This window comes from Brucella daejeonensis, from assembly GCF_014199265.1.
In the GTDB taxonomy this organism is placed as follows: Bacteria; Pseudomonadota; Alphaproteobacteria; order Rhizobiales; family Rhizobiaceae; genus Brucella; species Brucella daejeonensis.
The window spans coordinates 369,847-383,910 of the sequence record NZ_JACIJG010000001.1 but is presented as its reverse complement, the minus strand read 5'-3'; the positions used below and the strand labels follow the sequence as shown (position 1 = coordinate 383,910).

Here is a 14,064-nt window from a genome sequence, read left to right as displayed (position 1 = left end):
TTACCGTGCCGGTTGCCTCAAAAGCCGCAGCGCGTTGATCGTCACCAGAACGGTCGCACCGGTATCGGCCAGAATTGCGGGCCACAGGCCGGTAATGCCCAGCACGGTGGTCACGAGGAAAACGGCCTTCAGCCCGAGCGCCATGGCGATATTCTGGTGGATATTGCGCATGGTCCGCTTCGACAGATCGACCATTTGCGCCACGTCACCGACCCGCCCGTGCAGCACGGCGGCATCCGCCGTTTCCAGCGCCACATCCGTACCGCCGCCCATCGCAATACCGACATCGGCAGCGGCGAGCGCGGGCGCATCGTTGATGCCGTCTCCGACCTTGGCGACGATCAGCCTCTCCTTACGCAATTCGCCGACAATACGCTGCTTGTCTTCGGGCAGGAGTTCCGCGTGCACCTCGATACCAAGGTCGCGCCCGATGGCTTCCGCAGTACGGCGATTGTCGCCCGTCAGCATGACGGTGCGGATATTGCCGCCTTTCAGTTCCTGCAAGCCCGCAATGGCATCCGCGCGCGGTTCGTCCCGCATGGCGATGGCTCCGGCGATCCTGCCGTCCGCGACAAGAACGGAAACCGTCTTTCCCTGGTCGTTGCAGGCGGCGATCCGGCTCGCAAGCGCATCCGGGATGGCGGCAATATCGCCGGCGGCGCGGCGCGACCCCAGGAACAGTTGCGTCTCGCCGACCGTACCCGACACGCCCTTGCCGCCATGCGCCCGGCCCTCGGCAACGACGGACAGCTTCAGCCCGCGCTGTCCGGCGGCGTTCACGATGGCGAGCGCCAGCGGATGGCTTGAGCCTGCATCCAGCGAAGCGGCAAGACGCAGCACCTCATCTTCCGGCAGGTCGGCTGCGAGAATATCGGTCACTTTCGGCTTGCCTTCGGTCAGCGTGCCGGTCTTGTCGAAACAGGCGGCGGTGATCTTGCCGATGGTTTCCAGCACCGCTCCGCCCTTCATCAGAAGGCCACGCCGTGCGCCAGACGATAGAGCCGCCGCAATGGCAGCCGGCGTGGAAATGACCAGCGCGCAGGGGCAACCGATCAGAAGGATCGCAAGGCCCTTATAAATCCATTCGCTCCAGTCACCGCCGCCCGCGAGCGGCGGCAATATGGCGACGAGCGCCGCCACGACCACCACGCCCGGCGTATAATAGGTCGAGAAGCGGTTGATGAAACGTTCGGTCGGCGCCTTGGCCTCCTGCGCTTCCTCCACCAGCCGCACGACGCGGGCAATGGTGTTGTCCTGCGCGGCTGCGGTCACTTTCACCCGCAACAGGCCGTCCCCGTTGATCGTGCCTGCGAAAACCGTATCGCCCGCGCCCTTGCCGACCGGCGTGCTTTCGCCGGTGACGGGCGCTTCATCGACAGCGCTTTCGCCGGAGAGGATTTCGCCATCGGCGGGCATCCGGTCGCCCGGACGCACGGAAATGACGTCGCCGACCGCCAGACCGTCCGCGGCCACTTCCGTCGCCGTACCGTTCTTCTCAAGAAAGGCCGTCTTCGGCACCAGCGCGGTCAGCGACTGGATGCTGGCGCGCGCCTTTCCGGCGGCAACGCCTTCGAGCAATTCGCCGACAAGGAACAGGAACACGACCGCAGCCGCTTCCTCGGTCGCGCCGATGAACATCGCGCCGATGGCTGCGATCGTCATCAGCATTTCGATGGAAAAGGGCGTGCCGTTGATGGCCGCCATCCAGGCGCGCCGGGCAATCGGCACCAGGCCGATCAGCATCGCCGCCGTGAAGGCCCAGAGCGCAATCGCCGGATAAAGATGCCCCACACCATAGGCGGCAACCAGCCCGCCGCCGCAGGCAAGCATCATCTGCCCCTTTTTCGAGCGCCACCACGGCAGGGGTTTTGCCGGTGCTCCGTTCTTCGGGGCTATCCCGGCGCTAGCCGTATCGGCCTTCCCGGCAAGCGTGGTCCTGTAGCCGAGCGCCGTCACCTTGCCGGCAATCTCGTCACTTGCAGCCATCCCGTCATGATTGACGGTCATGGCGCCATTGGTGACGGAAACCGACACATCCGTCACGCCCGGCAGGCGGCGCACGGCGGTATCGATCTTGGCCGCGCAGGAAGCACAGTCCATCCCGTCAATACGAAAGCGAATCTGGTTCATCGTTTCACTCATGATCTGCTCTTTTCGGCACTGCTCTTGAATTGTGTCGAGCAAGGTCTACATCCTCTAGTGACTAGAGGAGCAAGCGGAAAATGAGAATAAATGTCCCCATCGGCGAGGCATCGAAGGCAAGCGGCGTAAAAGTGCCGACGATCCGCTATTACGAGCAGATCGGTCTGCTGCCGGTTCCGCCGCGCACGGAAGGCAATCGCCGTCTTTATGATCGCAACGACGTCCAGCGGCTCGTTTTCATTCGTCACGCGCGCGATCTGGGTTTCGAGGTGGATGCGATCCGCACGCTTCTCGACCTTCAGGACAATCCCGACCAGTCATGTGCGGCGGCTGACGCCATCGCCCGCGCCCGCTTGAGCGATGTGGAGCGCCGCATCGCGAAATTGCTGTCGCTAAAAACCGAATTGCAGCGCATGGTGGAATGCACCGCCCATGGCCGCATCGACCGGTGCCGGGTGATCGAGATTCTCGGCAATCATGAGGAATGCGTGCATCGGGAGCACTGATCCCGAAAATGGACCGGAAACAATCCCGCTCCCGTTCCGGCAGCCGCTCAGTTCACCTTTGAAAAGCGGGTGGCTGCGATCTTGAGCGTCCCGATACGCGTGCCGATACGCGCCACGACCGGCGCGTAGATGCCGGAATCGCCCAGCGAGGCGAATGAAATCGTCATCCGGCTGCGCTTGCTCAGATAATCGATGGCTTTCTTGCCCTTCTGATAACCGGAAATCGGAATGAATTTTGCCGAGCAGATTACCGATTCGCCGGTAAAACCGTCTGTCGTGAACGATTCGGTGCCGTTGAAGGAAAGCTTGATGTCGGCGCGGGTCTGACCGTCGAAGACGCTTAACGTGCGATCGCAGACGGCGCGGCCATTCCTGGCCGGGACCATGAGCGCGCTCAAGGGATCGCTGACATCGAGAAGATCCTGCGGCGATGTTTCCACCCACGGGTCGCGCTTCTTCACCGGGGGCTGGTTTTCCGCCGCGACCACATTGCCATTGGCAAAGCGGATCGCCGTGCTCTTGTTCTTGCGACCGTGCTTGTAGGCAAGATCGAAACTCTTCGGAACGACCTTGTCGCCCGATGCGCTGCCCGTCACATGCACGGTGCCGTCCGTATCGTCGAACACCCGCGCCAGGCCGGAGGTGAGAAAACGTCCGTTGAGATTGTAATTGGCCCCGTTCACGGTGGTTTCTATGGCCGAACGCGCAATCGAAAGGCCGAAAATCGAAATGTCGTATTCAGTGCGGTAGAGATCGTTGGCCTTGGCCGGGCCGCCCGCAAAGGTCAATCCGGCAACGATCAGGACGCCGAAACGCAGCAGGCGATTTCCGGCAGCCTTCAACACATGCGACGCTTCGATCATGTTCGACATTCCTTCCACTAGTGTGGTGGATTTGAAGTTCCTATCATTTGCCTGGCATCTACGTTTAGGAACTTCAAATCCGTAAACCACACTCGATTCAATATCTTGCTAGTGTGGCTTTGAATCTGAAATTCGTTCGCAACACTGCTCCAAAGTGATACGAATTTCAGATTCACCACACTAGACCGTTTTCAACCATATTGGGTCGTCAAAAAGTTGCGTGGGATTCTTCGATACAGTATCTGTGTAAGCCAAGCAAAATCGGCGAAGTTATGTTCGCAACCTTTCGTGAACACGGCGCCAAAGCCCGAAAACCATGTCTTTGCGCCGCCGATACGGAATCTCACTTGACTGCAACGGCTGCTGTCACTATAGAAACGCGACTTTCCCAATAGGCCGCCTGTCCGAGATCGCGCGCCAGCAGCACCAAACTGCTTTGATAGCTTGAGTTCGGACATTCGGGTCGGGGCCTGAAGAACGTAATTGAAGGTGAGACCAAAATGTCCCGCGCTTGTGAATTGACCGGCAAGTCGGTCCAGTACGGCAACAATGTCAGCCACGCGAACAACCGGACGCGTCGCCGCTTTCTGCCCAATCTCTGCAATGTAACGCTGATCTCCGAAACGCTCGGCCAGAGCTATCGTCTGCGCATCTCCGCCAACGCCCTGCGTTCGGTCGAGCATCGCGGCGGCCTGGATGCGTTCCTCGCCAAGTCCGACGACAAGGAACTCTCGCAGCGTGCCCGCCTGCTGAAGCGCCAGATCGCAAAGAAGCAGGCTGAAGTCGCTGCTGCCTAAGCTTTCGGCCAAAAGATTTTGACAAAAAAGGCCGGCATTTGTCGGCCTTTTTTGCTGGTTCCATCACCCAGGATAAAAAAATGTCGATCGAGACACCTTCTTATTCCCGGCTTGCGCCTGCAATACTGGCCATGTGCGTGGCGGTCGCCGCGTCCAATATTCTGGTCCAGTATCCGTTCCGGCATTTCGGCCTCGGCGAAGTGCTCACCTATGGCGCCTTCACCTATCCCGTCGCCTTTCTGGTCAACGACCTGACGAACCGCCGTTTCGGGCCAGCCGCCGCGCGCAGGGTCGTCTATGCCGGTTTCGTGCTCGGTGTCGTCATGTCGGTCTGGCTTGCCACCCCGCGCATCGCCATCGCCTCAGGCTCCGCCTTCCTTCTCGCGCAATTGCTGGACATCACCGTATTCAACGGCCTGCGCCGCAGGACCTGGTGGAAAGCGCCGTTTGCCGCTGCGATGTTCGGTTCCGTGCTGGATACGCTCCTGTTCTTCTCCATCGCTTTCGCGGCGGGCTTCGCATGGATCGACCGCATGACCGGTATGCCCGATTCGTCGCTGGCCGAACCTGCGTCCTTCCTCGGGCTCGGTGTGCCGCTCTGGGCCTCGCTCGCCTTCGGCGATTTCATCGTCAAGGTCGTCATGGGAACGCTGATGCTGATTCCCTATGGCGCAATCCTCGCAATATTCGCGCCGACGCTTTATGCACCAAACCGCACGACCGCGGAAAAAGCATGAAAAAGGGGCCCAATGGCCCCTTTTTTATCTCCTGCCGCCAGCGCGGCGTTTACCCCGCCCGCTGCCCGCAGCACCCTGTTCCTCGAACAGGGAAGCAAGCTGCTCGGTCATCGCGCCCGCCAGCTCTTCCGCATCCACGATGGTCACGGCCCGGCGATAATAACGCGTCACATCGTGGCCGATGCCGATGGCGATCAGTTCCACCGGAGAGCGCGTTTCGATCTCCTCGATCACGGCACGCAAGTGCCGCTCCAGATAATTGCCGGGATTGACCGACAGCGTGGAATCATCCACCGGCGCGCCATCCGAAATCATCATCAGGATCTTGCGCTGCTCGGAGCGGCCCAGAAGCCGCTGATGCGCCCAGATCAGCGCTTCACCGTCGATATTTTCCTTGAGCAGCCCTTCACGCATCATCAGGCCCAGATTGCGCCGCGCACGCCGCCAGGGCGCATCGGCGCTCTTGTAGACGATATGGCGCAGATCGTTGAGACGGCCCGGATTGGCGGGCTTTCCGCGCCCAAGCCACGCCTCGCGCGACTGGCCACCCTTCCACGCCTTGGTGGTGAAGCCCAGAATTTCCACCTTCACGCCGCAGCGCTCCAGCGTGCGCGCCAGAATATCGGCGCAGGTCGCGGCAACGGTGATCGGGCGCCCGCGCATGGAGCCGGAATTGTCCAGCACCAGCGTCACGACCGTATCGCGGAAATCCGTGTCGCGTTCCATCTTGTAGGAAAGCGGCTGCGTCGGATCGATCACGACACGCATCAGGCGCGCCGTATCGAGATAGCCTTCTTCCAGATCGAAATCCCACGAACGGTTCTGCTGCGCCATCAGGCGGCGCTGGAGCCGGTTGGCGAGACGCCCCACCACGCCCTGCAGATTCGCAAGCTGCTTGTCGAGGAAACTGCGCAAACGTTCCAGTTCCGCCTCGTCGCAAAGATCGGTCGCCTCGACCTCCTCGTCGAACTCGCGGGTGAAAACCTTGTAATCGACATGCTCGGCAAAATTGGCGAAGGGCTGGTTGGGACGGCGCGTATCGCCCGGCGTTTCCGCGTCGATGTCCTCGCTGTCGTCCATGTCGTCGGCGGAAGCGTCCGCCGCGTCCATCTCGCCCTGCTCGCTCTCGTCGCTGGAACTGTCAGACTCTTCGCTTTCAGACGAATCGGAACCTTCCTGGCTCTCGTCGCCGCCTTCCTCGTTCTCGTCGGAATCCGGTGTCTGCTCGTCGTTCTGCTCTTCGTCGTCGCTCGGCTCTTCCTGCGACAGCTCTTCCGCCATGTCCATGGAAGCGAGCATGTCGCGCACCGTGCGCGCAAAAGCCTGCTGGTCCTCGAGATTTTCACCCAGACGCGCAAATTCGGAACCGGCCTTCTGCTCGATCCAGTCGCGCCACAGATCAAGCACCTGTCCGGCTTCGGCAGGTGCGGGCCGTCCGGTCAGCTTTTCACGCAGCAGAAGCGATACGGCTTCCTCGAGCGGCGCATCCTCCTTGTTCGTGACGGCAGCGAAATTGGCTTTCGAATATTTGTCGGCCAGCATGGTCGCGAGATTGTCCGCGACCCCGGCCATGGCGCGGGCGCCGATGGCTTCGACACGCGCCTGCTCGACTGCGTCGAAAATCGCCCGGGCCTGTTTGCCTTCAGGGGCGAGCGCGGCATGAATACGCGGATTGTGCCGCGCCTGCCGCAGGGCCATGGAATCGCCGAGGCCGCGCGTGACGGCGACGTCATGCGCGGTCGGACGCTTCGGCAGATCAGGAAGACGGGCGCGATTGGCGCTCAATGCCGGGCGGTCGTTTGTGAAGGCGACCTCCAGCTCATGCTCGCCGGAAATGGCGCGAACACAGGCCGTTATCGCGCGCTTGAACGGTTCGGAATCGACCGGTCCCGTTTTACGATCACGCGTATTATCGCCTATTCCTGACATCTGGCCCGACATATGCCTATCCCGATTACGAATGAGAGCGGGTCAAGGCTGCCCGACCTGCATCAAATCCCTGCATCAATCACCGAGTGCCGCCGCCGGATCATTCCGGCGACCGGCTTCTTTCCCGTCAGGCGAGAACGATATTGGCTGCCGATTCCGGCAGTTCCACGCCGAAGGCCCGCTGATAGAACTCGGCCACCGTCGCGCGCTCCAGTTCATCGCACTTGTTGAGGAAGGTCAGTCGGAAGGCAAAGCCGATATCGTTGCCGAAGATGGCGGCGTTTTCGGCCCATGTGATGACCGTGCGCGGGCTCATCACGGTCGACAGGTCGCCATTGATGAAAGCCTGGCGCGTCATGTCGGCCACGCGCACCATCTTGTTCACGATCTCGCGACCTTCGGCATTCTGGTAATGCTTGGCCTTGGCCAGGACGATAGCCACTTCATTGTCGTGCGGCAGATAGTTCAGCGTCGTCACGATGGACCAGCGGTCCATCTGTGCCTGATTGATCTGCTGGGTGCCGTGATAAAGACCGGTCGTGTCACCGAGACCGACCGTATTGGCGGTCGCGAACAGGCGGAAAGCCGGATGCGGATGAATGACGCGGCTCTGGTCGAGCAACGTCAGACGGCCGGACGTTTCCAGCACGCGCTGGATGACGAACATCACGTCCGGGCGACCGGCATCATATTCGTCGAAGACCAGCGCGACATTGTGCTGGTAGGCCCAGGGCAGGATACCGTCCTTGAATTCGGTGACCTGCATACCGTCCTTAACGACGATGGCGTCCTTGCCGACGAGATCGATACGGCTGACATGGCTGTCGAGATTGACGCGCACGCAGGGCCAGTTGAGGCGGGCGGCGACCTGTTCGATATGGGTGGACTTGCCGGTGCCGTGATAGCCGGAAACCATCACGCGACGGTTATAGGCAAAGCCTGCAAGGATCGCGAGCGTCGTCTGACGGTCGAAAAGATAATCCGGATCGAGTTCCGGTACGTAGGAATCGCCTGCCGCATAGGCCGGCACCGTCATGTCGGAATCGATCCCGAACACGTCGCGTACCGAAACCGTGGTATCCGGCAAATTGGCTATATCCCGCTCAACCTTGTTCATCATGCCTCCAAAGCGGCAGGCACCGACCGGCCGCGACATTCAACTATCCATCCGCGGGCATGTTTTTCCGGCAAGCCGGACGGTGTGCCCCTTCCGTAGTTCGTTGCGGGCATCCGTACTTGCATCCGCGCAATCGCGCGGCAGAATGTCCGTCGGAGCCGCACTGGACGGCTCCATAACCGGCCTCTCGAACCCAATCAGGCTTTAGCAAAAACCTGCCTGCTTGAGCAATTGATAAGCCTGGATAACATCGCGAAATCTTTCTTCAGATCCGCGATCGCCACCATTCGCATCGGGATGGTGCTGTTTTACCAGTTCTTTATAGCGCGCCTTGATCTTATCGCCAGTCGAATTTGGTTCAAGACCGAGTGTCGCGAGCGCCTTTATTTCCAGCGTTCGCGGTTTGCGCTGCGCCTTCTGGCCCGGCGCATGACCCTTTGCTTCCTTGAAGAGGTTGAAAGGGTCGCGAATGCGATTGTGATAAGAGGCCGAACCGGAGCGCACCTTCGCCATGTCCGGCGATGTACGCGCCTTGGCGGTGGAATTTGCAGCGGTCGACCAGGTCGGGCGGTGGCCCGTGATCGCATCCTTTTGGAATTTCGCGATGTCGCCATCGGAAAGACCTGAGAAGTAATTGAAATTCTTGTTATATTCCCGCACGTGATCAATGCAGAAGCGGAAATACTCGCCCTCGCGCATACGTCCGACAGGCGCGCGATGCGTGCCCGGCTTGTCGCAGCCGTCCCATTGGCAGCACGGTGCCGAAGATTTCGCTTCGACCGTCTTCTTGGGCTTGATGCGGATGCTGTCGAAAAATTTGGAGTTCGTTGTCATCGAATCGATTATGCGGATTATCAGTTACTGAACAAGAATTGACATTTCGTCCGGTTCGGCTTTTGGCCAATCAACAGGGCGAAATTTTGAAGCAGGTGGCTTTCCTGTGCGGATTTGCCCCATCTTTTGCCACCGAAGCGGCGTTATATGAGACACAGCGTCTATATGGGGAGAAGTGGCCCGAATGTCCATTCACAATAGCAAACAAAGCGCGATGGAAGCGAAACTGACCACGGCTTTCGCCCCCGAAAGCCTTGAAGTGATTAACGAAAGCCATCTTCACGCGGGGCACCATCACGAGGATCGCGGCCATCACGAAACCTATGACGGCACCGGCGAGACGCATTTCCGCATCCGCATCGTCGCCGAAGCATTTTCGACGATGAGCCGCATCGAGCGCCACCGGGCGATCAATGCGCTGCTGAAGGAGGAACTCGCCAGCGGCGTCCATGCGCTGGCGCTCGAACCCTCAGCACCCGGCGAGCCGATCCGTCGTTAACGCGATCCTGAAGCGGCGGAGATCTGAGCGGGTTTGCCTTCCGCGTCGAGCGCGACGATGCGCAGGCGCGTCAGCCGGTTCTTTTCCTTTTTCAGCACCGTGAAGCGCTTGCCGTGGAAAGTGAAGGCCTGCTTCACTTCGGGGATCGTCTGCGTCTCGTGAATGACGAGCCCGGCAATGGTCGTCGCCTCTTCGTCCGGCAGACCCCAGTCCAGCGCGCGATTGAGATCGCGAACCGGCAGCGCGCCGTCCACGATCACCGAACCGTCCGGCTGCAGGCGCACGCCCTGCATGTCGATATCGTGCTCGTCGGCGATGTCGCCGACGATTTCCTCCAGGATGTCCTCAAGCGTCACCAGCCCCTGCACGTCGCCATATTCGTCCACCACGATGGCGATATGCGCCTTGCGGCGCAGAAAGGCATTGAGCTGGTCCTGCAATGTGGTCGTATCGGGCACGAACCACGGCTTGCGCGCCACCTTCATGATGTCGATGCGCGAGAAATCATTATCGACGTCGTAAAGCGCGCGCAGCAGATCCTTGGTGTGAATGATGCCGATAATATTGTCAATATCGTCGCGCCAGACCGGAACGCGCGTATGCGGGCTTGCCAGAATTTCACCGACGATCTGGTCGGCGGGCGTATCGGCATTGACGGTGCCCATCGCGGTGCGGTGCACCATGACATCGCTGACTTCCAGCTCTTTCAGGTCGAGAAGCCCGCCAAGCTGGTCGCGATCCTCCTTGATCAGGGATTTGTCGCGGTGCAGCACCTCGACCGCGCCGCGCAACTCTTCCTGCGGGCTCAGCATGGAGCGGCCCGCGGCCAGGTTGATGCCGAAGAGCCGGAGGATCACGCGCACGATCCAGTTGACGGCGGCGGAAATCGGCCCGAGCACCAGCACGACCAGCGACACGCTCCGCGAAACGGTGAGCGAAAAGCGGTCCGGGCTGGAAATGGCCCAGGATTTCGGCAGCACTTCGGCGAAAATCACCAGAATGACCGTCATCGCCAGTGTGGCATAGGCAACGCCCGCATCGCCGAAGAGCGTCAGGAAAATGCTGGTGGCAATGGATGAAGCCAGAATATTGGTGAGATTGTTGCCGATCAGAAGCACGCCGATCAGCCGGTCCCGCCGCCCGATCAGGCGCTGGACCAGACCGGCGCGCGCATCGCCATTATGTTCGAGCGTGAGCATGCGCGCGCGCGAGGCGGCCGTCAGCGCGGTTTCGGAACCGGAAAAGAAGGCCGACAGAATGACACAAAGCAGGATGATCCCGCATAGAATCCAGAGCTCGAAACCCATTCCCTTTTTCCTTTATGCCGTGGCGAAGCGCTCTTTCAGGAAGTCCAGGACCGCCGTGGGCGGCACATCCCTTGCAATGAAGGACTGGCCGATGCCGCGTGTAAGGATAAAGGTAAGCGCACCGCGCGCCACCTTCTTGTCCTGCGCAATATGATCCATCAGCTTTTCCGCCGGCGGCAGGCCGCCCGGAACGTCCGACAGCCGGTATGGCAGACCCACGGCCTTCAGATGCGCTTCGACGCGTTCCGCATCCTCGATGCCGCAAAGATTCATCTTGACCGAAAAACGATGCGCCAGCGCCATGCCGATGGCAACGCCTTCGCCATGGACGAGGCGGCTCGAATCGTAACCCGTCGCCGTTTCCAGCGCATGGCCAAACGTATGCCCGAGATTGAGCAGCGCGCGGTCGCCGGTCTCGCGCTCGTCGCGGGCCACGACAGCGGCCTTGCAGCGACAGGATTCGGCAATCGCCTCGGTTCTCGCCGCGCCACCGGAAAAGACGTCCCGCCAGTTCTTTTCCAGCCATTCGAAAAAGTCCGGGCGATCGATGAGACCGTATTTCGCGACCTCGGCATAACCGGCGCGAAACTCGCGCGGGCTCAGCGTGTCGAGAACCCCGGTATCGGCCAGGACGAGCCGGGGCTGGTAGAAGACGCCGACGAGATTCTTGCCGTGCGCGGTGTTGATGCCGGTCTTGCCGCCGACGGACGAATCCACCTGCGCCAGAAGCGACGTCGGCATCTGCACGAAATTCATGCCGCGCCGCACGATCCCCGCCACGAAGCCGGACAGATCGCCCACCACGCCGCCGCCGAAGGCGACGACGGCATCGCCGCGCTCCAGCCGCGCGGCCAGCACCGCATTGGTGACGGTTTCCAGCGTGGCGAAGGATTTGGATTTTTCGCCCGGCGCGACGACGACCGGCGTCACGTCGATGCCCGCTCCGGCGAAACTCGCGGTCAGGCGTTCCAGATGGGCGGCGGCGACATTCTCGTCGGTCACGACGGCGACGCGCGCGCCCTTGAGCCGGCGCGCCACTTCCTCGCCCGCGCGATCGACCAGCCCCTTGCCGATCAGGATGTCATAGGAACGGTCGCCCAGCGAAACCGGAACGGTCGTGACATGTGCGGCAGTAGCCGAAGGCGCGTTCATGCGTAGTCTCCAATTTCAAGCGTCGGGAAATCGCCCGGCTTCACGATCGATCCGATCGAGCTGCGGTATTTTCGAGATGTCCGGCCAGAATGTCGAGCAGTTCGGCGGCAATCACTTCCTTCCTGTCGTCGCGGCTCATCAGTTCCAGATCGGCCAGCGCATAGACCGGATAGCGTTCGTTCATCAGGCGCAGCATCACGCCGCGCGGATCGCTGTTTTTCAGCAGCGGGCGGTTCTGGCGCCGCGACACGCGTTCCATCAGAAGATCGATCTCCGCATTGAGCCAGATGGAAACGCCCATGCGGCTGATCGCGGCGCGGGTTTCGGCGTTCATATAGGCTCCGCCGCCGGTTGCCAGAACCATCGGCCCGTCTTCCAGAAGGCGCATGATGACGCGGCGCTCCAGATCGCGAAACTCGACCTCGCCATAGGCTTCGAACAGTTCGGGAATGGTCATGCGCGACACGGCCTCGATCTCGGTATCCGCATCGCGGAACGGCAATCCAAGCAGGCCCGCGACCTTGCGCCCGACCGTCGATTTTCCCGCCCCCATCAGCCCCACGAGCACGACGACCCTCGAACCGAGCAGATCGCGGATCAACGCCGCTTTCCGATGTTGATTATTCTGTTTTGTCGTACTGCTCATCATCCTCGTCCATTTGCTCCGGTTCCACATGAAAAACGGAGCGGCGTCAATTGCTTTGATCGGTTTTCAGGGAGCGTATGGCGGGAAGCCGGTCTTTTTTGCACGATTGCGCGCTTAGGCTGCTTTTGTCCCTCTTCTTGCTTTCGTCTCGCCCTCCTTGCTTTCGTCTTAATGCCACAGCATAAAAGATGAATGCCTACGCTGACGCGCCTCGTCATCTTTCTCGCTCTCGTCGCCGCCGTCATTTACGGCGCGATGTATGCGCTCGCGAATTTCGTGGAGCCGGACATGCGGGAGATCACGGTGGAAATCCCCGCCTCGAAGCTGAAACCGGTCGTCATCCCCCCGCCGCCCGCAGCCGAACCGGCAGCGGCGGATGCTTCCACCCCTTCCGACACGCCGCAGGAGTGACGATGCGCGCTTCGCTCGCAATCGAGAATTTTCTGGAAATGATGAGCGCCGAACGCGGCGCGGCCGAGAACACGCTCGAATCCTACCGGCGCGACCTCGAAGCCGTGGCCGATGCGCTTTCGGCCCGGGGCGTCAATCTGGCCGAAGCCGGGGCCGACCATATCCGCGCCGCGATCGACGCCATGGCCACGGAAGGTTTTGCCGCGACATCGCAGGCCCGGCGCCTGTCGGCGCTGCGCCAGTTCTTTCGCTTTCTCTATTCGGAAGGCTACCGGCAGGACGATCCGACCGGCACCGTCGATGCGCCGAAGAAGCAGAAGCCTCTGCCGAAGATCATGAGCGTCGAAAGCGTTACGAAGCTGCTCGACCGCGCCGCGCTGGAAGCTTCCGAAGCGGGCGGACCGGGCGAAAGCATCAAGGCGCTGCGCCTCCACGCGCTTCTCGAAACGCTTTATGCGACCGGGCTTCGCGTTTCCGAGCTTGTCGGCCTGCCCGTCACGGTCGCGCGCACCGACCACCGTTTTCTGCTGGTGCGCGGCAAGGGCTCCAAGGAACGCATGGTTCCGCTTTCGCCCAAGGCGCGCGAGGCGCTTCAGCACTTTCTGGCGCTGCGCGACTCCCTGCCCGGCAGCGACGACAATCCCTGGCTGTTCCCGGCGTTTTCCGAAAGCGGCCATCTGGCGCGTCAGGTTTTTGCCCGCGAATTGAAGGGACTGGCCGCACGGGCGGGATTGTCTGCGGCGTCCGTTTCACCGCATGTGCTGCGTCACGCCTTCGCCAGCCATCTCCTGCAGAACGGCGCCGATCTGCGCACCGTCCAGCAATTGCTCGGTCATGCCGACATTTCCACGACACAAATCTATACGCATGTACTTGAGGAAAGACTGCATAAGCTCGTCAGCGAGCATCATCCGCTTGCCGATTAGCTGCTGTGCGGTTATGAGAAAACCGAAAATTTGCAAGATGAGCCCGCAGTGAATATGTAAGAGCCTGAATCAAAAAGCGGCATGTGTGTGTGAAAATGGTGATTTTCGAGTACCGGAGCTTGAATGTACTGGACGTACATGAGCACCGGAACGGAGGCAAATTGCCATTTGCAGCCACTCATGGCGACTTTTGGAACA

The 14,064-nt window shown here is 60.8% G+C and carries 13 protein-coding genes and 1 pseudogene; 6 read left to right on the top strand and 8 right to left on the bottom strand.

What is annotated here, in order from left to right; translation table 11 throughout:
• A pseudogene (locus FHS76_RS01795) lies at nt 1-2,127 on the bottom strand (heavy metal translocating P-type ATPase); the annotation flags it as partial.
• Between the two features lie 95 nt (nt 2,128-2,222).
• Here FHS76_RS01795 and FHS76_RS01790 point away from each other — a divergent pair.
• Entirely contained in the window at nt 2,223-2,648 is a 426-nt protein-coding gene (locus FHS76_RS01790; protein WP_183647183.1) for a MerR family transcriptional regulator, read from the top strand.
• A 47-nt stretch (nt 2,649-2,695) separates the two neighbouring features.
• Here the strand turns inward: FHS76_RS01790 and FHS76_RS01785 are convergent, their stop codons facing one another.
• A complete protein-coding gene (locus tag FHS76_RS01785; RefSeq protein WP_183647180.1) occupies nt 2,696-3,511 on the bottom strand; it encodes a DUF3108 domain-containing protein in 816 nt (271 codons plus the stop codon).
• 500 nt (nt 3,512-4,011) lie between these two features.
• Here FHS76_RS01785 and rpmB point away from each other — a divergent pair, with 500 nt between their 5' ends.
• Together rpmB and FHS76_RS01775 are read left to right on the top strand one after the other, a co-directional pair.
• Entirely contained in the window at nt 4,012-4,308 is a 297-nt protein-coding gene (rpmB, locus tag FHS76_RS01780; protein ID WP_183647178.1) for a 50S ribosomal protein L28, read from the top strand.
• A gap of 80 nt (nt 4,309-4,388) precedes the next feature.
• Complete coding sequence (locus FHS76_RS01775) at nt 4,389-5,045, top strand: queuosine precursor transporter (RefSeq protein WP_183647174.1); 657 nt, start codon at nt 4,389-4,391, stop codon at nt 5,043-5,045.
• Between the two features lie 24 nt (nt 5,046-5,069).
• Here FHS76_RS01775 and cobT read toward each other — a convergent pair whose 3' ends face one another.
• From cobT to FHS76_RS01760, 3 genes are all read right to left on the bottom strand, one after another.
• Nucleotides 5,070-6,986 carry a cobaltochelatase subunit CobT gene (cobT, locus tag FHS76_RS01770; RefSeq protein WP_183647170.1) on the bottom strand — a complete coding sequence of 639 codons (1,917 nt, stop codon included), beginning with the start codon at nt 6,984-6,986 and terminating at the stop codon, nt 5,070-5,072.
• Between the two features lie 115 nt (nt 6,987-7,101).
• The gene (gene cobS / locus FHS76_RS01765) at nt 7,102-8,091 is read right to left on the bottom strand and encodes a cobaltochelatase subunit CobS (RefSeq protein WP_183647481.1); all 990 of its coding nucleotides are present in this window, start codon (nt 8,089-8,091) and stop codon (nt 7,102-7,104) included.
• A gap of 204 nt (nt 8,092-8,295) precedes the next feature.
• Nucleotides 8,296-8,925, bottom strand: coding sequence for a J domain-containing protein (locus FHS76_RS01760; protein WP_183647155.1), 630 nt, complete (start codon nt 8,923-8,925; stop codon nt 8,296-8,298).
• Between the two features lie 184 nt (nt 8,926-9,109).
• Between FHS76_RS01760 and FHS76_RS01755 the strand changes: the two genes are divergently transcribed.
• On the top strand, nt 9,110-9,424 hold the full coding sequence (locus tag FHS76_RS01755; RefSeq protein ID WP_183647152.1) for a BolA family protein: 315 nt from the start codon (nt 9,110-9,112) through the stop codon (nt 9,422-9,424).
• Here the strand turns inward: FHS76_RS01755 and FHS76_RS01750 are convergent.
• Genes FHS76_RS01750 through FHS76_RS01740 form a run of 3 tightly spaced genes read right to left on the bottom strand, consistent with a single transcriptional unit; the run spans nt 9,421 to nt 12,529 of the window.
• Nucleotides 9,421-10,731 (bottom strand): HlyC/CorC family transporter, encoded by a 1,311-nt coding sequence (locus tag FHS76_RS01750; RefSeq protein WP_183647149.1) that lies wholly within the window; start codon nt 10,729-10,731, stop codon nt 9,421-9,423. The genes FHS76_RS01755 and FHS76_RS01750 overlap by 4 nt on opposite strands.
• Before the next feature lie 12 nt (nt 10,732-10,743).
• A complete protein-coding gene (gene aroB, locus FHS76_RS01745; RefSeq protein WP_183647146.1) occupies nt 10,744-11,883 on the bottom strand; it encodes a 3-dehydroquinate synthase in 1,140 nt (379 codons plus the stop codon).
• Nucleotides 11,884-11,923: 40 nt separating this feature from the next.
• Nucleotides 11,924-12,529 carry a shikimate kinase gene (locus FHS76_RS01740; RefSeq protein WP_183647143.1) on the bottom strand — a complete coding sequence of 202 codons (606 nt, stop codon included), beginning with the start codon at nt 12,527-12,529 and terminating at the stop codon, nt 11,924-11,926.
• A gap of 192 nt (nt 12,530-12,721) precedes the next feature.
• Here FHS76_RS01740 and FHS76_RS01735 point away from each other — a divergent pair, with 192 nt between their 5' ends.
• Nucleotides 12,722-12,940, top strand: a complete 219-nt coding sequence (locus tag FHS76_RS01735) for a hypothetical protein (RefSeq protein ID WP_183647140.1) — start codon at nt 12,722-12,724, stop codon at nt 12,938-12,940.
• 2 nt (nt 12,941-12,942) lie between these two features.
• The gene (xerD, locus tag FHS76_RS01730) at nt 12,943-13,866 is read left to right on the top strand and encodes a site-specific tyrosine recombinase XerD (RefSeq protein WP_183647137.1); all 924 of its coding nucleotides are present in this window, start codon (nt 12,943-12,945) and stop codon (nt 13,864-13,866) included.
• Nucleotides 13,867-14,064 lie beyond the last annotated feature (198 nt).